Annotated in this window: 22 protein-coding genes; 9 read left to right on the forward strand and 13 right to left on the reverse strand. The window is 74.3% G+C overall.

Going from position 1 to position 21,322, the window contains the following annotated elements; all coding sequences use genetic code 11:
* Window positions 1-177 precede the first annotated feature (177 nt).
* The 6 genes from AB0G13_RS17095 to AB0G13_RS17120 form a co-directional block, all read right to left on the reverse strand.
* A complete protein-coding gene (locus AB0G13_RS17095; protein ID WP_357875134.1) occupies window positions 178-768 on the reverse strand; it encodes a hypothetical protein in 591 nt (196 codons plus the stop codon).
* Between the two features lie 55 nt (window positions 769-823).
* On the reverse strand, window positions 824-2,245 hold the full coding sequence (locus tag AB0G13_RS17100) for a HAMP domain-containing sensor histidine kinase (protein ID WP_357875136.1): 1,422 nt from the start codon (window positions 2,243-2,245) through the stop codon (window positions 824-826).
* A complete protein-coding gene (locus AB0G13_RS17105) occupies window positions 2,238-2,930 on the reverse strand; it encodes a response regulator transcription factor (protein ID WP_357875138.1) in 693 nt (230 codons plus the stop codon). The genes AB0G13_RS17100 and AB0G13_RS17105 overlap by 8 nt, the downstream gene beginning before the upstream one ends.
* A gap of 67 nt (window positions 2,931-2,997) precedes the next feature.
* Entirely contained in the window at window positions 2,998-3,510 is a 513-nt protein-coding gene (locus AB0G13_RS17110) for a hypothetical protein (protein ID WP_357875140.1), read from the reverse strand.
* 141 nt (window positions 3,511-3,651) lie between these two features.
* Window positions 3,652-4,653, reverse strand: coding sequence for a phosphotransferase (locus AB0G13_RS17115; RefSeq protein WP_357875142.1), 1,002 nt, complete (start codon window positions 4,651-4,653; stop codon window positions 3,652-3,654).
* Window positions 4,654-4,705: 52 nt separating this feature from the next.
* Window positions 4,706-5,878 (reverse strand): acetyl-CoA C-acyltransferase, encoded by a 1,173-nt coding sequence (locus AB0G13_RS17120; protein WP_357875144.1) that lies wholly within the window; start codon window positions 5,876-5,878, stop codon window positions 4,706-4,708.
* An 88-nt stretch (window positions 5,879-5,966) separates the two neighbouring features.
* On the opposite strand from AB0G13_RS17120, the gene AB0G13_RS17125 reads away from it, so the two are divergent.
* A complete protein-coding gene (locus AB0G13_RS17125) occupies window positions 5,967-6,395 on the forward strand; it encodes a PH domain-containing protein (protein WP_357875146.1) in 429 nt (142 codons plus the stop codon).
* A gap of 73 nt (window positions 6,396-6,468) precedes the next feature.
* Here AB0G13_RS17125 and AB0G13_RS17130 read toward each other — a convergent pair whose 3' ends face one another.
* Window positions 6,469-7,383, reverse strand: a complete 915-nt coding sequence (locus AB0G13_RS17130; RefSeq protein WP_357875148.1) for a rhomboid family intramembrane serine protease — start codon at window positions 7,381-7,383, stop codon at window positions 6,469-6,471.
* Window positions 7,384-7,477: 94 nt separating this feature from the next.
* The gene (locus AB0G13_RS17135; protein ID WP_357875150.1) at window positions 7,478-8,008 is read right to left on the reverse strand and encodes a peptidylprolyl isomerase; all 531 of its coding nucleotides are present in this window, start codon (window positions 8,006-8,008) and stop codon (window positions 7,478-7,480) included.
* An 84-nt stretch (window positions 8,009-8,092) separates the two neighbouring features.
* Between AB0G13_RS17135 and AB0G13_RS17140 the strand changes: the two genes are divergently transcribed.
* Complete coding sequence (locus AB0G13_RS17140) at window positions 8,093-8,908, forward strand: hypothetical protein (protein WP_357875152.1); 816 nt, start codon at window positions 8,093-8,095, stop codon at window positions 8,906-8,908.
* A gap of 79 nt (window positions 8,909-8,987) precedes the next feature.
* On the opposite strand, the gene corA is transcribed toward AB0G13_RS17140, so the two are convergent.
* From corA to AB0G13_RS17160, 4 genes are all read right to left on the reverse strand, one after another.
* Window positions 8,988-10,136 (reverse strand): magnesium/cobalt transporter CorA, encoded by a 1,149-nt coding sequence (gene corA / locus AB0G13_RS17145; protein WP_357875154.1) that lies wholly within the window; start codon window positions 10,134-10,136, stop codon window positions 8,988-8,990.
* A gap of 355 nt (window positions 10,137-10,491) precedes the next feature.
* Window positions 10,492-11,586, reverse strand: coding sequence for a PLP-dependent aminotransferase family protein (locus AB0G13_RS17150; protein WP_357875156.1), 1,095 nt, complete (start codon window positions 11,584-11,586; stop codon window positions 10,492-10,494).
* 106 nt (window positions 11,587-11,692) lie between these two features.
* Window positions 11,693-12,151, reverse strand: a complete 459-nt coding sequence (locus AB0G13_RS17155; RefSeq protein WP_357875158.1) for an ester cyclase — start codon at window positions 12,149-12,151, stop codon at window positions 11,693-11,695.
* Window positions 12,152-12,241: 90 nt separating this feature from the next.
* Window positions 12,242-12,634, reverse strand: coding sequence for a CBS domain-containing protein (locus AB0G13_RS17160; RefSeq protein ID WP_357875160.1), 393 nt, complete (start codon window positions 12,632-12,634; stop codon window positions 12,242-12,244).
* A gap of 115 nt (window positions 12,635-12,749) precedes the next feature.
* Between AB0G13_RS17160 and AB0G13_RS17165 the strand changes: the two genes are divergently transcribed.
* The 5 genes from AB0G13_RS17165 to AB0G13_RS17185 all read left to right on the forward strand — a co-directional run bounded on the left by AB0G13_RS17165 (window position 12,750) and on the right by AB0G13_RS17185 (window position 16,529).
* Window positions 12,750-13,199, forward strand: a complete 450-nt coding sequence (locus tag AB0G13_RS17165) for an NUDIX domain-containing protein (RefSeq protein WP_357875162.1) — start codon at window positions 12,750-12,752, stop codon at window positions 13,197-13,199.
* Window positions 13,196-13,966: a hypothetical protein gene (locus AB0G13_RS17170; protein WP_357875164.1), complete on the forward strand. Its 771-nt coding sequence runs from the start codon at window positions 13,196-13,198 to the stop codon at window positions 13,964-13,966. The genes AB0G13_RS17165 and AB0G13_RS17170 overlap by 4 nt, the downstream gene beginning before the upstream one ends.
* 79 nt (window positions 13,967-14,045) lie before the next feature.
* Entirely contained in the window at window positions 14,046-14,777 is a 732-nt protein-coding gene (locus AB0G13_RS17175; RefSeq protein WP_357875223.1) for a phosphocholine cytidylyltransferase family protein, read from the forward strand.
* Entirely contained in the window at window positions 14,765-15,832 is a 1,068-nt protein-coding gene (locus AB0G13_RS17180) for an iron-containing alcohol dehydrogenase family protein (protein ID WP_121397506.1), read from the forward strand. The genes AB0G13_RS17175 and AB0G13_RS17180 overlap by 13 nt, the downstream gene beginning before the upstream one ends.
* Complete coding sequence (locus tag AB0G13_RS17185) at window positions 15,807-16,529, forward strand: CDP-alcohol phosphatidyltransferase family protein (protein ID WP_357875166.1); 723 nt, start codon at window positions 15,807-15,809, stop codon at window positions 16,527-16,529. The genes AB0G13_RS17180 and AB0G13_RS17185 overlap by 26 nt, the downstream gene beginning before the upstream one ends.
* A 651-nt stretch (window positions 16,530-17,180) precedes the next feature.
* On the opposite strand, the gene AB0G13_RS17190 is transcribed toward AB0G13_RS17185, so the two are convergent.
* Window positions 17,181-18,536: a glycosyltransferase gene (locus AB0G13_RS17190; RefSeq protein WP_357875168.1), complete on the reverse strand. Its 1,356-nt coding sequence runs from the start codon at window positions 18,534-18,536 to the stop codon at window positions 17,181-17,183.
* 80 nt (window positions 18,537-18,616) lie between these two features.
* On the opposite strand from AB0G13_RS17190, the gene AB0G13_RS17195 reads away from it, so the two are divergent.
* Together AB0G13_RS17195 and AB0G13_RS17200 are read left to right on the forward strand one after the other, a co-directional pair.
* On the forward strand, window positions 18,617-19,477 hold the full coding sequence (locus AB0G13_RS17195; RefSeq protein ID WP_357875170.1) for a DNA-formamidopyrimidine glycosylase family protein: 861 nt from the start codon (window positions 18,617-18,619) through the stop codon (window positions 19,475-19,477).
* A 264-nt stretch (window positions 19,478-19,741) separates the two neighbouring features.
* A complete protein-coding gene (locus tag AB0G13_RS17200) occupies window positions 19,742-21,313 on the forward strand; it encodes a sugar transferase (protein WP_357875225.1) in 1,572 nt (523 codons plus the stop codon).
* The last annotated feature ends 9 nt before the right edge of the window (window positions 21,314-21,322 follow it).

Here is a 21,322-nt window from a genome sequence, read left to right on the forward strand (position 1 = left end):
GGTCCCGGGAGTCCAGGCCGAGGATGGGCCCGCCGTCCGAGGCGAGGTTGCCGATCCGCCCGAGCGCCGTGTTGAACCGGGCCACCGCGTCCAGGACGGGCATGAGCCGCCTCCCCGGGCGGCACCGCCCGCGCGGACCGGCGGGCCGTGGCCCGCCGTCCGACGGGCCACGCTCCCCTACTTCTGCCTGGCCGGCACGACGATCAGGCGGGCGACCCCGCCGTCGCCCTCCTTGGCGCCGGCCACGCCGACCGTCGTACCGACCGCGACGTCGGCGGACCGGATCGTCGTGCGGCGCTCCACGACGCGCAGCTTGTCGCCGAAGGTCCAGGTCATGGTGAAACCGTCGGTGGACTTCACGGTCATCGAGTCGCCGTCGACCGCGGTCACCTCGCCCCGCTGCACGGCGACGGTCCGCGTACCGCCGTCCTTCGTCCGCACCACGGCCTCGCCGTGCAGGGCGCCCCGGCGCAACAGCACCCGGGCCTGCCGGCGCTCGCGCCGCTCCTCCGCGCGCTCCCGCCGCTGCTGCCCGGCCGCGCCCGGCGACGCCTCCGGCGAGGCGGGGGCGGCGAGGGCGTCGACGTCCAGGTCGCCGGCGTCGAAGCCCATCGCGGCCAGCGCCTGACCCTCCGCGCCCAACGCCGCGGCGACCTCGACGGCGGTCTCCCGGGCCGGCTGACCGGCCGGCCCGGCGGCGCCGCAGCCGCCGACGCCGAGCGCGACCGCCGCGAGCAGCGTGGTGGTGACGATTCCCCAACGTGCCATGAGTCTCCCTCTCGTCCGTGGGGCCCAAGCCTCCCGCCGCCCCGCGAGCGACAGGTCAGGCCGATGTTCGGGTCTGGTAAGGATCCGCCGGCAGCCGGACGGTGAACGCCGCGCCGCCCTCCGGGGCGTGCCCGGCCGCGATCTCCCCGCCGAGCCGGCGGACCAGGCCGGCGGCGAGCGCCAGCCCCAACCCGCTGCCGACCTTGCGCACCCCCCGGTAGCGCTGGTGCAGGGCGCCGCGCTCGAAGGCCACCGCCAGGTCGTCGTCGGTGAAGCCCGGTCCGCCGTCACGGACCTCGACGACGCCGCCCGCCACCGGGTCCGCGCCGGCCGCCCGGACCGCGAGCACTATCGGCGCCCCCGGCGGCACGACCCGCAGCGCGTTCTCCAGCAGCCCGTCCACCACCTGCCGGATCCGACCCGGATCGGTGTACGCCGGCACCGCGGCGTCCGGAACCTCCGCGCGGAACGGCACCCCCACCGCCGCGCACCGGTCGGCCCAGGTCCGACCCGCGTCGGCGGCCAGCCGGGCGAGGTCCACCGGGACCGGTTCGAGCGGGAAGTCGGCGGCCTCCAGCCGGGCCAACGCCAGCAGGTCGCTGACCAGCCGGTCCAGGTGCTGCGCCTCCGCGAGCACGGTACGACCGGCGCCGGCCGCGTCCGCCGGCCCGATCACCCCGTCGGCCAGTGCCTCGGCGTAGCCCCGGATCGCCGTCAACGGGGTACGCAGCTCGTGCGAGACGGAGAGCAGGAACTCCCGCTGCCGGCCCTCGCTCGTGGCCAGCGCGGCGGCCAGCCCGTTCAGCGCGTACGCCAGGTCGGCCACCTCGTCGGGCGGCTCCACCGGCACGCGTACCGCCCGGTCCCCGGCGCGCAGCCGGGCGGCGGCGTCGGCGGCGCGCCGGATCGGTCGGGCCAGCCTGCGGGCGAGCAGCAGCCCGGCGACCACCCCGGCGGCGAGCCCCGCCAGCAGCGGCAGCCAGAGGCTGGGCACGACCTGCCGCCACGGCGCCGTGGGCCGGGTACGGGTCAGCACCACCCCGTTGCCGCCGGGCAGGGCGCGTCCCTCGATCAGCGTGCGCCGCCCGTCGAGCGGGCGGCGGGTCGACACGTTGCGCCCCTCGGCGACGCGCCGCACCACGCGCGGCGGCAGGCCGGGGCGCTCGGCGACCCCGCCCCGGACCAGGTAGGCGTCGACGCCCTGGGCGTTCAGCTGCCGGACGAGCCGTTCCTCGTCGGCGGTTCGGCCGGTCTCCAGCCGGGGGCGCAGCACCTCGGCCGCGAGCCGGGCCTGGGCGGCCAGCGCCTCCTGGTCGCGCCGTTCCACGCCGCGTACCGCCAGGGGCACCGCGACGATCGCGGTGACCAGCACCGAGACCAGGGCGACCGCGCAGGTGACCAGCACCGCGCGGGAGGTCAGCGTCCGGCCGGGACGATGCCGCGGCGCTGGCGGCGGCGCGCCGGTCGGCTCAGCCATCGGCGGCGTACCCGACGCCCCGGTGGGTGCGGATCACGCCGGCCGCGCCCAGCTTCGCCCGGACCTGCGCGACGTGCACGTCGACGGTGCGGGTGCCGGCGTGCGCCGCGTACCCCCAGACGCCGGCGAGCAGTTCCTCCCTGGTGAAGACCCGGCCCGGTCGGGCCATCAGGTACGCCAGCAGGTCGAACTCGGTGGAGGTGAGCTGGACCGGGGTGCCCGCGGCGGTCACCGTCCGGCGGGTCGGGTCGAGGGCCACCGCGCCGACGACCCGGGGCAGGCCCGTCCCCTCGGGCGTGCCGGCGCTGCGCCGCAGCACCGCCCGCACCCGGGCGACCAGCTCGCGGGGGCTGAACGGCTTGGTGACGTAGTCGTCCGCCCCCAGCTCCAGCCCGACGACGCGGTCCACCTCGTCGTCGCGGGCGGTGAGGAAGATGACCGGCGTCCAGTCGCCGGCCTCGCGCAGGCGCCGGCAGACCTCGGTGCCGGTCAGGCCGGGCAGCGCGATGTCGAGGACGCAGGCCACCGGGCGCAGCCGGCGGGCGGCGGCCAGCCCGGCCGCCCCGTCCCGTTCCAGGTGGACGCCGAAGCCGTCCCGGCTCAGGTAGAGCCGGACCAGGTCGGCGATGGCCGGCTCGTCCTCCACCACGAGGACGAGCCCGCGAGGCGGGGCGTCGACGGTCACCGGCCCATGATTGCCGACGCGGCCCCGCCGGAGGGGCAGCGGATGTTCGGGTTCGGTAAGAAGGCGGTCAGCGCACCACGGCGGGACGGAAGGCCGCGGGCCGCGCGACCGGCGGCGTCTCGCCGATGGTGGCGACGAGCCGCTCCCGGGGGGTCCGCAGCCGGGTCCGGAAGGCGTGGTTGAGCAGCGCGTCGAGCTGCCACACCTGCTTGGGGTGGCGGGTGCGGATGAGGAACCGCTCGCGGATCCCGTCGATCGCGGTGGCGGCCAGCTCGACCGAGTGCAGGCGCGGGTCGGGGCTCCAGGTGACGTTGCTGAGCTCCCGCAGCTCCGTGTTGAGGTGCAGGCGCAGCCGGTGCAGCACGCGGGTCTGCTGGGTGACGACCAGCCGTCGGTGGGTCAGCAGGAGGAGGTACTCGCCGGCCATCGGGCGGTCCGGCCGGGCGCACCGGGTGACGAGGATGGTGGCGTCGCCGGAGCCGACGCAGCGTCGGAAGACCGGCATGTGCCGGGTGGCGGTCTGCACCGCCAGCCCGGCCTCGGAGGCGGCCGGGAGGAACGTTCGGGAGAAGACGTCCATGCCCTGCCCAACGAGGTGCGACCTGGGGTGACGTGGGTCACGCGGGAATTTTGGAACTTCCACGCGCGCGCGTCGCACCGCCTGTCCGGCTTCGGGACCGGCCGCCGGAAGGCCCAGCCGGCTGCACCTTTCCGCGCCGGCTCAGACCGGGTCCGGCGCGAACAGCTCCTGCAACCAGCCGGGCACCGCGGACGCGTACTCCGCCCGGGCCGGGTCGGGGCCGGAGAGGGCGCGGCGCCAGGAGAGCGCCCGGCTGACCCGGGTGACGCGGACGGCCAGGCGGGCCGCCTCGCGCAGCGTCGCCCGGTCGTGCCCGGCCGACCACGGCTCCAGGTAGGCGTCGCGCAGCCGCGCCAGCGCCGGGTCGCCCTCGGGCAGCCCGAACGCGTCCGCGACCGAGTTCAGCGTCACCAGCAGGGTACCGAACGGGTGGGCCACCGAGGCGTCGCCCCAGTCGAAGAAGCGGTGTCCGTCGCCCACGACGAAGACGTTGCCGTCGTGCAGGTCGTCGTGCTGGAGCGTCGGCGCGACGCCCGAGGCGGCCAGCCGCCGGCAGTCCTCGGCGAACGCGGAGCGGTGGGCGCGCAGCCGCTCGTACGCCTCGGCGGTGAGCCCGTCCGCCGCCCCGAGCAGCAGCGCCTCCTCGTCGTCGAGCAGCGCCTCGAACAGCCCCGGCAGCGCCTCCGGCCGGTGGTCGGGTACGCCGAGGGCGAGCAGTTCGCCGACCCCGGGCGCGACCGCGCGCTGGAGGTCGGCGTACTCCGGCAGGACCCGCTCCCAGCGGGGCAGCAGGCTCCGGTCGCCGCCCAGCGCGTCGCGCAGCGTCCGGCCGCCGTCGGGCAGCAGGGACCAGCCGCGGTCGGCGTCCACGGCGACGGGGTCGAGCACCCAACCGGGCACGAGCCGGGCCAACGCGGTCAGCAGCGCGGCCTCGTGCCGGGTGCCGGGGTTGTTCGCCTTGAACCAGACGTCCCCGGCGTCGGTGGGCACCCGCCAGACCAGCGACCAGGGCCGCACCCGGGGCTCGACCGGCCCGGTGATCCGGCGGCCGTGCCGACCGAGCCGGTCGCCGATCCAGTCGAGCGCGGTGTCCCGCCAGTGCGGGTCGGCCCAGTCGGCGCGTGGCGTGGCGGCGTCGGTCACGCCCGGCAACCTAACCGCCGCCCCGCCACCGGGCCAGGGGTTTTCCCGCCGCCTACAGCAGCTCGACGATGGTCGCGTTGGCCATGCCGCCGCCCTCGCACATCGTCTGGAGGCCGTAGCGGATGTCGTTGTCCCGCATGTGGGCGAGCATGGTGGTCATGATCCGGGCGCCGGAGCCGCCGAGCGGGTGGCCGAGGGCGATCGCGCCGCCGCGCGGGTTGAGCCGCTCCGGGTCCGCCTCGGTCTCCGCCAGCCAGGCCAGCGGCACCGGCGCGAACGCCTCGTTCACCTCGTACACCCCGATCTCCTCGATGCCCAGCCCCGCGCGGCGCAGCGCCTTCGCGGTGGCCGGGATGGGCGCGGTGAGCATGGTGACGGGGTCGTCGGCGGCGACGACGGCGGTGTGCACCCGGGCCAGCGGGCGCAGGCCGTGCCGGCTGGCCCACTCGCTGGTGGTGACGGCGAGCGCCGCCGCGCCGTCGGAGATCTGCGACGCGGAGCCGGCGGTCACGACGCCGTCGGGGCGGAACGGGGTGGCCAGCTCGCCGAGCTTCTCCAGCGAGGTGTCCCGCCGGATGCCCTCGTCGGCGGCGAACTTGCCGCCGTCGGCCAGGGCGACCGGGGCGATCTCGGCGTCGAAGGCCCCGGCGTCCTGCGCGGCGGCGGCCTTCTCGTGGCTGGCGAGGGCGAACTCGTCGAGCTGCGCGCGGGAGAGGCGCCAGCGCTCGGCGATCAGCTCCGCCCCGACGCCCTGGTTGAACGGCAGCGGCGCGTCGTCGGCGAAGCCCTCGACGCCGCGGTAGCGGTCGCGCAACTGGTCGCTGAAGGGCGACCCGCCGGCCACGCTGGAGCCCATCGCGACCCGGGTCATCGACTCGACGCCGCCGGCGACGACCAGGTCGGCCTGGCCGGAGAGGACGGTGGCGGCGGCGAAGTGCAGGGCCTGCTGGCTGGAGCCGCACTGCCGGTCGAGCGTGGTGCCGGGCACCGACTCGGGCCATCCGGCGGCGAGCACGCCGTTGCGGGCGACGTTCCACGACTGGTCGCCGACCTGCGAGACGCAACCCCAGACCACGTCGTCGACCAGCGCCGGATCGATGCCGGTGCGCTCGGCGAGGGCGCGCAGCACGTGCGCCGAGAGGTCGACCGGGTGCACGGCCGCCAGGCTGCCCTTGCGCCGCCCCACCGGGGTGCGTACCGCGCCGACGATGACTGCGTCACTCATGACTACTCCCCGGTAACTTGGGCTGGCCCCGATCCTACGTCCTCGGCGGGCCGGGCGTCCTCCCCCGGTGCCCTGGCATGCTGAACGGATGCATCCAGACCCGGCCCCGGCCCGGCAGTGGCGGGTGCCGCCCGCCCTGCCGGCGCTCAAGCTGGCCGGCGCGGTCGCGCTGCTCGCGCTGGCGCTGTTCCTCGACGGGGGCGACCGGATCCGGTTGGCGCTGGCCGTGCTCACGGCCGCCGGGCTCGCCGGCTGGGCGGCGCGCGACCTGGTGGCGCCCGTCCGGCTCGCGGTCGACCCGGACGGGATCACGGTCGTCCAGGGCTTCGCGGGGCGCCGGCGGCTGCCCTGGTCGGCGGTCGAGAAGGTGACCGTGGACCGCCGCGCGCGGCGGGGCCTGACCAGCGAGCTGCTGGAGATCGACGCGGGGGAGTCGCTGCACCTCCTCGGCCGCCACGACCTCGGCGCGGATCCCGCCGAGGTCGCCGAGGCCCTGCACGAGGCCCGCCCGCGCTGAGCGGCGCCGCGCACCGGGTCGCGGCGGCGGCCCCGGCCGGCCCGCGCCCGGAAGGCGGGGACCGGGCCGGAGGTCAGCCGCCGACGATGGCCGCGGTGCGGACCATGGCCAGGCCGACCAGCGCCGCCACGATCACCGCGCCGCCCGCGAGCTGCACCAGCGTCCGCCGCGACCGCGGGGCGTACGCGAACACGAACGCCAGCAGCCCGCCGACCACCAGGCCGCCCAGGTGCCCGGGGATCGAGATGCCCGGCACGGTGAACGTGAAGACCAGGTTGATCACCAGGACGGGGAGCACCTGGGAAATGTCCCGCCCCATCTTCCGTTCGATGACCACCAGCGCGGCGAACAGGCCGAAGATCGACGTCGAGGCGCCGGCGGTGAGCTGGTTCTGCTCGCTGAACAGGTAGGCGGCGACGTTCCCGCCCAGCCCGGCGACCAGGTAGAGCGCCAGGAACCGCAGCGGCCCGAGGCTGGCCTCCAGCGACCGGCCGAGCACCCACAGCGCCCACATGTTCAGCAGCAGGTGGACCACGCCGTAGTGCAGGAACATCGCGGTGACCAGGCGGTACCACTCGCCCTCGGCGATGCCGCCGACCGTGCCGTCCGGGAAGAGCGCGCCGCCGAGCACGGAGCCCCAGTCGGTCAGCGGGGTGCTGCCGCCCATCAGGCCGCCGAAGCCGGAGCCGCCGACCGCCGCGTCCCCGCCCCGGTCGGAGGCGATGGAGAGCAGCATCATCAGCACGTTGAGCGCGATCAGCGCCTTGGTGACGTAGCCGTGCCGGCCGGCGGCACCGCCACCGAAGGCGGTACGCGCCGGCCGCACGCTACGACGTCCCTCCGCCACGCACTCCGGGCACTGGAACCCGACCGACGCCTCCCGCATGCAGTCCGGGCAGATCGGCCGGTCGCAGCGGGTGCACCGCACGTACGTCTCCCGGCCGGGGTGCCGGTAGCAGACCGGGGTGGTGGGTGGCGACTCGCTCACCGCGCCCGCCCGCCGTCGCGGACCACGCGGCCCACCAACCGGTCCCGGCCCTCGGAGCGCTCAGTCATGTCGGCAAAGGTACCTCGCGGACCGTTCAGGCAGCGGTGCGCTCGATCTCGACCCGCTCGATGACGACGTCCTGCAGCGGCCGGTCGTTCGGGCCGGTCGGGGTGTTGGCGATCGCGTCGACGACCTTCGCGGACTGCTCGTCGGCCACCTGCCCGAAGATGGTGTGCCGGTTGTTCAGGTGCGGCGTCGGCGAGACGGTGATGAAGAACTGCGAGCCGTTGGTGCCCGGCCCGGCGTTCGCCATCGCCAGCAGGTACGGCCGGTCGAAGCGCAGCTCCGGGTGAAACTCGTCACCGAACTTGTAACCCGGGCCACCGCGACCGGTGCCGGTCGGGTCGCCCATCTGGATCATGAAGCCACCGATCACCCGGTGCGAGATGGTGCCGTCGTAGTACGGCCCGCTGCCCGGCTGACCCGTACGCGGGTCGGTGTATTCGCGGTTGCCCTCCGCCAGGTCGACGAAGTTCTTGACGGTCTTCGGGGCGTGGTTCTGGAAGAGCTCCAGCCGGATCGGGCCAGCGTTGGTGTGCAAGGTGGCGTAGACAGCCTCGGCCACGGGTACTCCTCACTCGTTGGTCAGTTCCATGCGGATCCTCCCATGTGCCCGATCTGGCAGTGCGGAGGCATCCGAAGGTGGAGGATGACGAAGGAACAACTCCCAGGAGGTGGGACCGTGTTTGGAATCGGGCGGCGAAAGACCCAGGGGCAGCTGGCCAAGGTGGAGCTGAACCAGGGCCTCGGTCACCTGAGGCAGGCCGCGACGTACGCCGCGAAGGGTGCCGGCGCCACCGTCGCCCCGCGGGTCCAGGCGGCCCGGGGCGCCGTCGCGCCGACGGCCGTCATCGTGCGCGACCGCGCGTCCAGCGGCCTCGCGTCCACGGTCGCCGCGCTCGCGCCGCTGGCCCTGGCCGTCCGCAAGGCGCAGGCCGAGGCGGCGGGCAAGGCGGTCACCGGCCGGAAGGCCGTCGCAGCCAGGCAGACCGCGGCCAGCAGGAAGGCCAAGGCGAAGAACATGAAGGCGTCCCGGAAGAAGAGCTCCCGTCGGGGCGGGTCCATGATGACGGGCCTGCTCGCGGCCGGCGCGGTGGCCGGGGTCGCCGCGATGGCGATGCGGCGGCGCCGGGAGCAGCAGGAGTGGGCCGAGTACGACCCGACCCGCAAGCTGGAGCCGATGCGTGACGAGGTGGAGACGATGGAGATCCGTACCCCGGTGACCGACGCGTCGACGACGTCGAGCGGCTCGGGCGTGGCCGGCGGCCCGACCGGCGCCGGCAGCTCGGCGGTGGCCAGCGGCGACAGCGCCTCCACCACCACCCCCGGCAAGCAGCCGACGGTCCACGCGACGGACAAGGTCCCGTCGGTGGCCGAGGGCGCCAAGGACACCTCGGGGCGTCCGGCGGACGACCTGACCGAGGCGCTCGGCAAGGGCGGCGCCAGGACCAACGGCCGCCGCTGACGTCACTGTCGGTCCCGGAAAGCGCCGGCGATGCGGCTTCTCGGCCGTCCCGCCGGCGCTTCCGTGCCGGCGGCGGCCGTCAGAGCCAGCCGTTGCGGCGGAACCAGCGGTAGAGGGCCAGCGAGATCCCGAGCATCAGAGCGAGGACGACGGGATAGCCGTACGTCATCTTCAGCTCCGGCATGACCTCGAAGTTCATCCCGTAGATGCCGGCGATGGCGGTCCAGACGGCGGCGATGGCGGCCCACGCCGCGATCTTGCGCATGTCGTTGTTCTGGTCGACCGTGACCTGGGCCAGCCGCGCCTGGAGGATGGAGTTGAGCAGGTCGTCGTAGGAGTTGACCTGCTCGACGGTGCGGCTCAGGTGGTCCTGCACGTCCCGAAAGTAGCGGCGGATCTCCTTCGGCACGTCGCGGTTCATCTGCGCGGTGAGGGTCAGCAGCGGGCGCTGCAGCGGCATCACCGCCCGCTTGAACTCCACCAGCTCCCGCTTCATCTGGTAGATCCGCTGGATCCGGCCGGTGGACTGGCGGTCGAACACGTCGGCCTCCAGCGTGTCGAGGTCGTCCTCCAACCGGTCGGCGACCTCAAGGTAGATGTCCACCACCCGGTCGGTGACCGCGTACGCCACCGCCCAGGGCCCCTGGAGCAGCAGGTCCTGCTTCGTCTCCAGGTCGGCCCGGACGGGTGCGAGCCGGCAGGCGTCCCCGTGCCGGACGCTGATCAGGAAGTTCGGGCCGATGAAGAGCATCACCTGGCCGGTCTCGACGACCTCGGAGTGCTCGGTCAGCTCGGCGTGCTCGCAGTACCGGGCGGTGCGCAGCACCAGGAAGCTGACCTCGCCGAACTGCTCCAGCTTGGGGCGCTGCTGCGCCTTCACCGCGTCCTCGACGGCCAGCTCGTGCAGCCCGTACGTGGCGGCGATGGCGGTCATCTCGGCCAGTTCCGGCTCGTGCAGGCCGAGCCAGACGAAGCCGTGCTCCTCGCGGCGGGCGGCGGCGAGCGCCTCGGCGTACCGCCAGTCGCCGGGCTTCCGGCGGCCGTCGACGTAGAGGGCGCAGTCGACCACCGCGCTGCGCTGCGGGCCGGCCGAGGCGGGGACCTGCTGCGGGTTGTCGGAGTTGAGCCGCCGGGTCATCGCCCGCACCGGCGCCACCCAGTCCCGGGGCCTGAGCACCCGTCCGCCGTTCGGCGAGGCCGTCCGCCCCTGCTGCCCCCGGTCCGTCATCACGCCCCCTCCCACGCGCTGCCGCGGGTGAACAGTACGCCGCCGTCGATGATCACCGCCGGTGACGATCGCCGGGAGGGTGGCGCCGGGCGGGCCGGGTCGTTTCAGGGGGGTGAGGGGACGACCCGGCCCACCCGACGCCCTTTGGGGGCGGGGGTTGTGCTGGTCGCGCCGCTCCACGTGCCGCCGGTCGGGCCGGCCCGGTCCGGTCGCCGGGCGCGGCGGGGGCCGGCACCGGGCGGTCAGTTCCGCTACACGTGGTGAGTGACGCTCGCAGCATTGTGTGCCGTCGGCCGCCCCGGCGGGAGACCCGGGGCGACCGCGATCGTTCAACTGTCAGAAATCTGACAGAAATTCAGCCCCGTACGGCCGCCATGGCCTCCGCCAGACGCCGCACGCCCTCGTCGATCCGGTCGGCGGTCACCGCCGAGTACGCCAGCCGCAGGGCGTGCCGCCCGCCGTCGACGACGAAGTCGCTGCCCTTGACCACGGCGACCCCGCGCTCGGCGGCCGCCGGCGCGAGCCTGTCGACCTCCACGTCCCCGGGCAGCTCGACCCAGAGGAAGTAGCCGCCGTCCGGCTCCACGAAGCGGGCCTCCGGGATGTGCCGGCGCAGGGACTCGGCCAGCACCCGGGCCCGCTCGCCGAGCGCGGCGCGCACGGTCTCGATGGAGCGCTCGATGTCGCCCGAGACGCAGAACTGGTGCACGATCGCCTCGGAGACCATGCCCGGCGAGATGTAGAGGCTGGTCGCCTTCTTCGCGATGTCGCCGATCAGGTCCGCCGGACCGACCAGGTAGCCGACCCGTACGCCCGGGCAGACCGTCTTGGTGAAGCTGGAGGCGTGCACCACGACGCCGCGAGTGTCCAGCGAGAGCATCGACGGCAGCGCCTCGCCCCGGAACCGGATGTCGGCGTACGGGTCGTCCTCGAAGATCGTGAACTCGTACTCGGCGGCGAGGTCGAGCAGCTCCCGGCGCTTCTCCAGGCTCAGGGTCACGCCGGCCGGGTTCTGGTAGTTCGGGATGACGTGCGCCAGCCGGGGACGCACCCCCGACTCCAGCAGCTTGCGCAGCTCGGCGGTGTCGAGCCCGTCCGGCTGGATGGAGACGCCGTGCAGCTCGCTGCCCATCCGCTGGAGGTTGAGCAGCGTCCGGTCGTACGTCGGGCGCTCCACCACCACCGCGTCGCCGGGGCGGACCAGGTGGTCGAAGAGGAACGCGTCCGCCTGCAACGACCCGTTGGTGATCAGCACCTGGTCGGCGGAGACCCCGTGCTTCTCGGCGATCCACTGCCGCAGCGGAAGGTATCCGACGGAGGTGCCGTACGCGGTCACCCCGGCGGGATCGGCGTCGAAGGCGCGGACGGCGGCGGCCTTGAGCCCCTCGACATCGACGATGTCCAGCGAGGGAGCGCCACGGGCGAAGGAGATCAGCTGCTCGGCGGTCATGGCTGTTCAGCGTACGGAAGGCGACGGGGTGCGTGCGGAAGGCACGGCGATGTCCGCATCCTGAGCCACCGGGACGGGTGACCGGCGTCGGCCGGTCGGCGACAGGTCAGACCGGAAGGCCGAGCGGGTCGTGCTGCGCCTCCCGGGAGAGCCCGTCCACGTGCAGGCCGAGCGCCGCGATCAGCTGCCCCCAGTCGAAGTAGGACCGCCAGGCCGCGATCCGGCCGCGCCGGACCCGGACGACGTCCACCACGTCCCAGCTCACCAGCCGGCCGGTCGGCGCGACGGTGCCGAACGGGGTGTGCAGCACCCCGGTGTGGGTGCCGGTCAGCCGCTGCTCGACGGCCGCGCCCCCGGCCGTCTGCACGGACCCGATCGGGTCGACCGTCAGGTCCGGGAAGGCCCCGGTCCAGGTGCGCAGCAGGGCGGGCAACTCGATCGGGCGCACCGTGACGCCGGGCATGGAGTAGAAGGCGTCGGCCGCGTAGAGGTCCGGCAGCCGGGCCACGTCCCGCCGCAGGAGCATCGCGTACTGCTGCTCGACCAGCCGATCCGCGCCACGCATGAGGACCTCCGTCGCGGATCGCGGCCCGTCCGCGCCCACAGAGGATCCTTACCCGTCGATCGGCCCGCCACACCCCCGCCGACCGGCGACTCAGGTCGTCCCGGCCATCCGGCTGGCCGCCCAGACCCGCATGATGTCCCGGACGGAGATCACCCCGGCCACCTCGCGCCCGTCGAGCACCACCAGGTGCCGGAAGCCGCCCCGGGCCATGGCCGCGGCCGCCTCCTCCACCGTCCACTCCGGCCCGGCGTAGACCACGTCCCAGGTCAGGTGGGCGGCCGTCCGCTCGACGTCGCAGTCCAGGTCGGCGCCGATGGCCTTGAGCACGTCGCGTTCGGTCATGATGCCGACCCCCTCGGAATCCGGGTCGATCACGACGGCCGACCCGACACCGCGGGCCGACATCATCCGGGCCGCCTGGCGGAGCGTGTGCTCCGGGCCGACCACGAGAACCTCGCTGGACATCGCTTCCCGAACCTGCATCACGCATCACCCCTGTGGGACGGTGGCACCCGGTAGGGGACATGGTGCGCCCGAGGGCTGCTCCGGACAAGACCGGGCGTCGCCGGAACACGCCATTGCTCGCTACTGTCGTGGCGTGTCCACCGAGCCTCTGCGCTGCGCCGGCGCGCTGATCGTCGACGACGACGGTCGACTCTTCGTCCAGCGACGGTCTCCCCACCGGCGCATCTTTCCCAACTGCTGGGACATCGTCGGCGGCCACCTGGAACCGGGCGAGGACTGGCTGGACGCGCTGCGCCGGGAGGTGACCGAGGAGACCGGCTGGACGGTGTCGCACGTGCTCGGCCACGTCGGGGAATACCACTACGTCGCCGACGACGGCCTGGCCCGCATCGAGCGCGACTGGCTGGTCCGGGTCGACGGCGACCTGGCCCGGCCGACGCTCGAGGTGGGCAGGCACACCGAGTTCCGGTGGCTCGCCGCCGACGAGCTGGACCTGCTCGACGAGCACCGCGACGTCAACGACGGCCTCATCCGGCGGATCGCGGACGAAGGTTTCGCCGCCCTGCGTTCGATCGGTCTGTGAACGACACCGTCGAGCTGGCGCCGCACCGGTTCGCCGGCCTGGTCGCCCCGGCGGTCGACCGCGCGTTCGTCGCCGGCATCCTCGCCGGCCGCGACGGCGGCGGCGCCGAGCTGAGCCAGCGGTACGGCGGGCCGGCGGCCACCGGCTTCCTGCTGGAGTTCCGCACCCGCCTCGCGGCGCCGGGCGGGACGGTCGACGAGGCCGGCTTCGCGGCGGTCACCCGCTACCGCGACCCGGTCGACTGCCGGAAGGCCCTGGACAAGCAGGTGGCGTACGGGATGATCCACCGCAGCCCGGAGGGCGGGCTCTCCGCCACCGAGCGCGGACTGGCCTTCCTCGCCGAGATCTGGCAGGTGCACGCGGAGGTCACCGAGGAACTCTGGGCGGGGCACGAGGACCGCGTGCTGCGGCTGGTGGAGGCGTTCGGCCGGGTACTCACGTGCGCGCTGGTGCTGGCCGACGAGGAGGGCGCCGAGGCGGGTGCGGCGTTCGCCGCGACGGCGCCGCCGTACGAGCCGGACGGCACCCCGCCCGGCGTGCTGCTGCTGAACCGGCTCGGCACGATGCGCTACCACCGGGCCGACGCGCACGCCGCCGCGTGGACCGCCGCCGGGCACGACGCGGCGAGCGCCGCCGCCCTGCCGCCCGGCCCGGAGCAGCTCGCCATCGAGCTGGAGACCGACCGGCGGGCCGCCGCCCCGTACGCCGTGCTGACCGCCGAGGAGCGGCTCGGGGTGCTGGCGGACCTGGCGGCGCTGCCCGGCTGACCCGGTTGGCCGCAGCGGTGCCGCCACGCGGGGCTATCCTCCAGCGGTGACCGGGAGTCGTACGAGGGAGGACGCCTCAATGATCGGGATGGTGCTCGCAGCCGGGGCGGGGCGTCGGCTGCGCCCGTACACCGACACCCTGCCCAAGGCGTTGGTGCCGGTGGACGGCGACACCACCATCCTGGACATCTCGCTGCGCAACCTGGCCGAGGTGGGGCTCACCGACATCGTGATCGTGGTCGGCTACGCCGCCGACGCGGTCGTCTCCCGCCAGGCGGAGCTGGAGAAGAAGTACGGCGTCACGCTCACCCTCGTGCACAACGACAAGGCCGAGGAGTGGAACAACGCCTACTCCCTGTGGCTGGCCCGGGAGCACTTCGCCCGGGGCGTGCTGCTGGTCAACGGCGACACCGTGCACCCGGTCAGCGTGGAGAAGACCCTGCTGGCCGAGCGCGGCCCCGGCATCCTGCTCGCCGTCGACACCATCAAGCCGCTGGCCGAGGAGGAGATGAAGACCACCTTCGACGCCGCCGGCCAGCTCACCCGGATCACCAAGCTGATGGACCCGGGCGACGCGTACGGGGAGTACATCGGCGCCACGCTGATCGAGCCGCAGGTGGCCGACGCCCTCGCCGACGCGCTGGAGGCGACGTGGCGGCGCGACCCGAACCTCTACTACGAGGACGGCTACCAGGAGTTCGCCGACCGGGGCGGCGAGGTGCGGGCGGCGCCGATCGGCGACGTCTCCTGGGTCGAGGTCGACAACCACGCCGACCTGGCCCGGGCGCGGGAGATCGCGTGCCGCTACTAGCCCGTACGGTCAACACCCCGCTCGTCATCGAGGTCCGGCGGGGTGCGGTGGCCGACCTCGGGCCGCTGCTGGCCGACCGGCGGATCTCGGCCGGCGGGGACGTGGCCGTCGTGGTCGGCCCCGGGCAGGGCGAACGGATCGTCGAGCTGTGCCGGCCGTCGCTCGGCGCGGCCGACGTCTTCACGGTCGTCGGCGGCACCATCGACGCGGCGAACGATCTCGGTGACCGGCTGCGCCGCCGCCACTACGACGCCGTGGTGGGGATCGGCGGCGGCAAGACCATCGACACCGCCAAGTACGCGGCCACCCGCTACGGAATCCCGATGGTGACGGTGGCGACCAGCCTGGCGAACGACGGCATCGCCTCCCCGACCGCCTCGCTCGACCACGAGGGCGGCAAGGGCTCCTACGGGGTGCACATCCCGATCGCGGTCATCGTCGACCTCGACTTCGTGGAGAATGGCCCGGACCGGCAGACCCAGGCCGGCATCGGCGACGCGGTGAGCAACCTGAATGCCTGCGCCGACTGGGAACTGGCCCACGAGGTACGCGGCGAGCCCATCGACGGGCTCGCGGTGACCCTGGCCAGGACGGGCGCCGAGGCGCTGCTCAACCACCCCGGCAAGATCACCGACGACAGCTTCCTCACCACGTTGGCCGAGGCGCTGATCATGGGCGGCATCGCCAGCTCGGTGTGCGGGTCGACGCGCCCCGCGAGCGGCGGGGACCACGAGATCTCGCACGCGATCGACCGGCTCCACCCCGGCACCGCCGCCCACGGGGAGCAGGTGGGGCTCGGCGCCCTCTTCTGCACGTTCCTGCGCGGAGACACCGACCGGTTCGGTCGGCTCGCCCGCTGCCTGCACCGGCACGGTCTCGCCACCACGCCGGCCGACCTGGGCCTGACCGACGAGCAGTTCGTCGATGCCGTGCAGTTCGCGCCCCGGACCCGGCCGGACCGCTACACGATACTCGAACACCTGGCGATGTCGCCTACCGAGACGCGGGAGCGACTGGCAGACTACGCCGGTGCAATCCGCGACCACCTTGGCTGAGCCCCGTCCCACCGTCGCCGACTTCCACCGGGTGAACCGGGGCGGCGGCCTGTTCAGCGAATCGATCAGCCAGTGGCTGGGCGCGGTCTTCGCGCTCGTCGCCCAGCGCCTCGGGCTGCGCCCGACCGCGCTGACCATCGCGAACCTGGTGCTCGGCCTGGCCACCTCGGTCACCGTGGTCGCGCTCGCCGGTCGGGTCGCCGCCGGCGACGTGCCGGCCTGGGCGGTCGGGCTGCTCGCCCTGGTCGGCTGGCAGGTCGCGTACTCCCTGGACTGCGCCGATGGCCAGCTCGCCCGGGTGACCGGGCAGGGCAGCGCGGCCGGCGCCCGGGTCGACGTGCTCGCCGACGTCGCCGCCCAGATCGCCCTGGTGGCCGCGCTGGCGGCGACGGCCGTGGCGCAGGAGCCGTCGACGCCGAGCTGGCTGGTCGCCGTCTTCGCCGGCACCTGGATGGTCAACCTGGTCACCTCGGTGATGCAGGCCGGCCCGAACGCCGCCAGCATGGTCACCTCGACCTCGCTGCCCGTACGCCTCGTGAAGCTGGTCCGCGACTACGGCGCGGTGATCTTCGCCGCCGGCCTGGTGCTGGCCTTCGCCCCCGCCCTTGTCCTCTGGGTGATGGTCGCGTTCACGATCGTCAACGGCGGCTTCCTCCTCGCCAGCATCGCCTTCTCGGCCCGCGCCTCGCTGCGCTGAGCCGCCCCGGCGCGGCGCGGGCCAGCGGCCCGGCGGGGCGGCGGGCCCCCCCCCCCCCCGCCGTGGGGGTGCGTGCGGCCCCTTCCTTGTCGGTTCGGGGGGGGGGGGGGGGGGGGGGGGGGAGGAGGGCGACGATCCCCGCCCGCTGCGGTCTGCCGCCCCGGGGCGGCGCGGGCCTGCGGCCCGGCGGGCCGCTGGCCCGCCGACAGCCCGGCTGCGGACTCCTGACGCCGACTCCCAGCTGCCGGCTTCCTGACTGCCGGCTGCCGGCTCCTCGCTCCTGGCGGGCCGAAGCCCGGCTGCTGACTGCTGGCTCCCGGCTGCCAGCCGCCGCCGCCAACACGGTGACGCTCAGTGACCAAGATGGGCGTGTCCCGGCCGCCCCCCGACCACCCGCCCCGCCCCCTTTGCTCTGCATCCATCCGCGCACCAGCTACCGAGGGTGGCTGGTGCGTCGGCGGCTGCAGAGCAAAGGGTGAGAGGGGGCGACCTGGGGGTTGGCACGCGCGACGACGGAACCGCTGGTCAGCGGCCATCCGGGCCGGAATGGCGGATCCTCGCGCCCGGATGCCGGACGGCATTGACTACTGTGCGTGAGATTGGCGCGCCTCCGCGCGCTTCGTCACGCTGAGTGCCGACGGTGGCGTCCGCTCAGCGGCCGGCCGCAGTTCCGGCACGCATCACGCCGGCGTAGATGTCGACGAGCTGCCTGGTGACGACGTCGGGGTGGAAGGTCCGCTCGTAGCGCAGCCGGGCGGCCGGTGCGATCACCGCGGCTCCGGCGGCGGCCACCGGCAGCGCGGCGGCCAGGGCGGTCGCCTCCGGGGGCACCACCCAGCCCGCCTCGCCCGCCACGATCCCGCCGGGCACGGCAGCCACCGGGGGCACGGCGGACCCAGCAGGCACGGCGGACCCAGGTGGCACGGCAGACACGGGGGGCACGGCGGGCGCCGAGGCCCCGTCGCCCCCGGCCACGGCGCTGGCGACGGCGGCCGGGCCGGTGCCGGCCGCCTCGCGGGGCGCGTCGGCGCCGACGAGGTACGGGATGCCGCCGAGGGCGGTGCCGAGCACCGGGCGGCCGGCGGCGAGCGCCTCGATGATCACGGTGGGCAGCACGTCGTGCCAGGTGGAGGTGGCGAGCACGACCGCGCTCGCCTCCAGCGCGGCGCGCACCCCGGCCCGGTCCAGCGGGCCGAGGTAGGTCACGTCCGACCGCTGCGCGGCCGCCGCCTCGACCAGCGGGCGCAGCTCACCGTCGCCGGCGATGCGCAGCGGGCCGAGCGCGCCGTCCGGGTGCCGCCGCCAGGCGTCCAGCAGCAGGTCCAGGCCCTTCTCCGGGGAGAGCCGCCCGAGGAAGAGGAACCCCTGGCCCGGCGCGGTGGGGGGGCCCGGGTCGGGGATCGCGTTCGGCTTGACCACGATCCGCTCGGCCGGGATGCCGTAGTCGCGCAGGTGGTCGGCGACCGCCGAGGTGAGCGCGACGAACCGGTCCACCGAGCGCCAGGTGCCCCGGTGCACGGCGAGCGTGGTCGCCATCAGGGCGCTCTGCGCCCGGGAGCCCCGGTAGCAGCGGTGCACGATCGCCGGGACCCCCAGGGCCCGGCCCCGGCAGTCCTGGCAGATCACCCCGTCCCGGAAGTAGAGCCCCGAGGAGCAGACCTGACGGTAGTTGTGCACCGTCTGCACCACCGGCACGCCGTGCCGGTGCGCGGTCCGCACGATCCAGGGCGAGATCAGGGGGTACGGGTTGTGCAGGTGCAGCACGTCCGGCCGGTGCTCGGTGATGAGCCGGCTCAGCTCCTCCTGCGCGCGGGGCGCCCAGATCGGCGAGATCGGCAGCAGCGCCTTGGCCGTCTTCGACATCGACGGGATCTCGTCCGAGCTGCGGATGAACGGCAGCACCTCCACCCCGGCCGCGGTGAGCTGGGCGATCTCCGCGTCGACGATCGTGTTCTCACCGGAGGGCTGGGCCTGCCGGTACCGGTTGTGCGCCACCACGATTCTCACGCAGCTTGCCTTTCGTTCGCGACTGCGGGACTCGCAAGCTCATTCCTCGCGCTCACGGGAAAGAAGGCTACCGTTGGTTGGTGCCCGAACTACCGGAGGTTGAGGCGCTCGCGGGGTACCTGCGCGAGCGCGCGGTGGGGCGGCGCGTCGACCGGTTGGAGGTCGCCGCGATCAGCGCCCTGAAGACGTACGACCCGGCGCCGACCGCCGCCGCGGGGCGGACGGTGACGGACGCCCGGCGGCACGGCAAGTTCCTCGACGTGGTGCTCGACGGCGACCTGCACGTGGTGGTCCACCTGGCCCGGGCGGGCTGGCTGCACTACCGGGAGGCGTTCGGGTCCGCCACCCCGCTGCGCCCCGGCAAGGGTCCGGTCGCGCTGCGGGTACGCCTCGACGACGGTTCCGGCTTCGACCTGACCGAGGCCGGAACGCAGAAGAGCCTCGCCGTCTACCTGGTCACCGACCCTCAGGCGGTGCCCGGGGTGGCGCGGCTGGGCCCGGACGCGCTCGCCGCCGACCTGGAAACCTTCGCCGAGCGGATGCGCAGCCGCAAGGGCCAGGTCAAGGGGGTGCTCACCGACCAGACCGTGCTCTCCGGCGTCGGCAACGCGTACTCCGACGAGATCCTGCACGCGGCGAGGCTGTCCCCGTTCGCGCTGACCCACCGGCTGACCGACGACCAGCTGGCGACCCTGCACGCGGCCACGCGGGAGGTGCTCGGCGACGCGGTGCGCCGGTCGGTCGGGCAGAAGGCGGCCGAGCTGAAGGGCGAGAAGCGCTCGGGACTGAAGGTGCACGCCCGCACGGGGCAGCCCTGCCCGGTCTGCGGGGACACCGTCCGCGAGGTCTCGTTCGCCGATTCGAGCCTCCAGTACTGCCCGACGTGCCAGACCGGCGGCAAGCCGCTCGCTGACCGGCGGTTGTCGCGGCTAGTACGGTGAGTGACGACACTGCCGACTACGGAACGGAATCGGCCATCCCGCGCCGAAGGTCTGAGTTGCGGCTCTACCGGGCCCGCCATCCATCGGTATAGTGGCTCGGTCCCCGGCTTCTGAAATGGCGCGGAGCCGGCCAGACGCCCGGCGGCACCACACCGGCGCGTTGTCCCTCGGGTCAGCGTACGGCTTGGCGACCGCGTGGGAGACTGGGACGGTGGGCGACCGGGCCCTCACGGCGAGTGAGCGGCACGTGTCATGCGGGAGGACATGGGTGAGGTGACGACAAGCCTCCAGCGCCCGGTAACCAACGAAGGCCGGAGCAAACTCGTGCGGCACGTCGACAGCTTCGAGATCCAGCCGCCGGCACCGCCGTCCCACAACGGCGTACCCCGGTCCGCGTGGGCTCGGGCCCGCCGTCGCGTGTCCCGCTGGCACCGTCCCTACATCACCCTCCTGCTGCTGCTCGACTTCGCCGCCGCCGCCGTCGCCAGCCTGATCGCCATCGAGACGTTCGACCAGTCGCGGGCGGGCTTCTACAACGCCGAAGAGGACCCGACGTGGTTCCACACAGTGGCGTTCGTGCTCCTGCCTGTCGGCTGGATCGTCAGCCTCTGGGCCAACCGGGCGTACGACCGGCGCTACCTCGGCCTCGGCCCGGACGAGTACAAGCGCGTGATGCGGGCCGGCGTCGCCGTCGCCGCGACGGTGTCCTTCCTCGCCTTCGCCACCAAGACCGACCTGTCCCGGTACACGGTCGGCACCGCCCTGCTCGCGGCGCTGCTGCTGATCCTGCTGAACCGGATTCTCTGCCGCTTCGTGCTGCACGTGGTCCGGCGCAACATCGGCCAGGCCGGCCACCGGATGGTGCTGATCGGCACCCTGCCGGAGTGCCTGGAGGTCTACACCGCAGTCACCCGCAACCCGGCCGCCGGGCTGATGCCGGTCGCCATCCACATCACCGACGGCTACGCGGCGGCCAAGGGCATCGAGACCCCGGTCCCGGTGTACGCGGGCCGCGACGTCCTCGCCCTGGTCCGGGAGGTCGGCGGCGACACGATCGCGGTCTGCGGCTCGGCGAGCGCCGAGCCGGGCGAGTTGCGCCGGCTCGCCTGGCAACTGGAGGGCTCCGGCGTCGACCTGGTCGTCGCCCCGCAGCTGACCGACATCGCCGGCCCCCGGGTGCACATCCGGCCGATCGAGGGCCTGCCGCTGCTGCACGTCGAGGAGCCGACCCTCTCGGGGCCGGCGCTGCTGGCCAAGAACCTGATGGACCGGGTGGCCGCCGGGCTCGGCCTGCTGCTGCTGACCCCGGTCTTCCTGGCCATCGCGATCGCGATCCGGGTCTCCGACCCCGGTCCGGTCTTCTTCCGCCAGCCCCGGGTGGGCCACGAGGGGCGCACCTTCCGGGTCTGGAAGTTCCGCACCATGTACGTGGACGCGGAGGACCGGCTGGCGAGCCTGGTCGACCGGAACGAGACCGACGGCATGCTGTTCAAGATGAAGCAGGATCCCCGGGTCTTCCCGGTGGGCCGCTTCCTGCGGGCCTCCTCGCTGGACGAGCTGCCGCAGTTGATCAACGTGCTGAAGGGCGAGATGTCGCTGGTCGGGCCGCGCCCGCTGCCCGCCGACGACGGCGACTTCCTCGGCGACGTCCGCCGCCGGCTGCTGGTCCGGCCAGGCATGACCGGGCTGTGGCAGGTCTCCGGCCGCTCCGACCTGTCCTGGGACGAGGCGGTCCGGCTCGACCTCTACTACGTCGACAACTGGTCGCTGGCGTACGACCTGAGCATCCTGTGGCGCACCGTCGGGGTGGTGCTCGCCCGCAAGGGCGCGTACTGACCCTTGGCG

The organism is Micromonospora sp. NPDC023633 (assembly GCF_040640035.1).
Taxonomy (GTDB): domain Bacteria; phylum Actinomycetota; class Actinomycetes; order Mycobacteriales; family Micromonosporaceae; genus Micromonospora.

Coding starts and splice junctions, on each gene's coding strand:
- AB0G13_RS17095 (WP_357875134.1), bottom strand. CDS start 768: ATGGCACGTTGGGGAATCGTCACCACCACGCTGCTCGCGGCGGTCGCG.
- AB0G13_RS17100 (WP_357875136.1), bottom strand. CDS start 2,245: ATGGCTGAGCCGACCGGCGCGCCGCCGCCAGCGCCGCGGCATCGTCCC.
- AB0G13_RS17110 (WP_357875140.1), bottom strand. CDS start 3,510: ATGGACGTCTTCTCCCGAACGTTCCTCCCGGCCGCCTCCGAGGCCGGG.
- AB0G13_RS17120 (WP_357875144.1), bottom strand. CDS start 5,878: ATGAGTGACGCAGTCATCGTCGGCGCGGTACGCACCCCGGTGGGGCGG.
- AB0G13_RS17125 (WP_357875146.1), top strand. CDS start 5,967: ATGCATCCAGACCCGGCCCCGGCCCGGCAGTGGCGGGTGCCGCCCGCC.
- AB0G13_RS17140 (WP_357875152.1), top strand. CDS start 8,093: ATGACGAAGGAACAACTCCCAGGAGGTGGGACCGTGTTTGGAATCGGG.
- corA (WP_357875154.1), bottom strand. CDS start 10,136: ATGACGGACCGGGGGCAGCAGGGGCGGACGGCCTCGCCGAACGGCGGA.
- AB0G13_RS17150 (WP_357875156.1), bottom strand. CDS start 11,586: ATGACCGCCGAGCAGCTGATCTCCTTCGCCCGTGGCGCTCCCTCGCTG.
- AB0G13_RS17155 (WP_357875158.1), bottom strand. CDS start 12,151: ATGCGTGGCGCGGATCGGCTGGTCGAGCAGCAGTACGCGATGCTCCTG.
- AB0G13_RS17160 (WP_357875160.1), bottom strand. CDS start 12,634: ATGCAGGTTCGGGAAGCGATGTCCAGCGAGGTTCTCGTGGTCGGCCCG.
- AB0G13_RS17175 (WP_357875223.1), top strand. CDS start 14,046: ATGATCGGGATGGTGCTCGCAGCCGGGGCGGGGCGTCGGCTGCGCCCG.
- AB0G13_RS17200 (WP_357875225.1), top strand. CDS start 19,742: ATGGGTGAGGTGACGACAAGCCTCCAGCGCCCGGTAACCAACGAAGGC.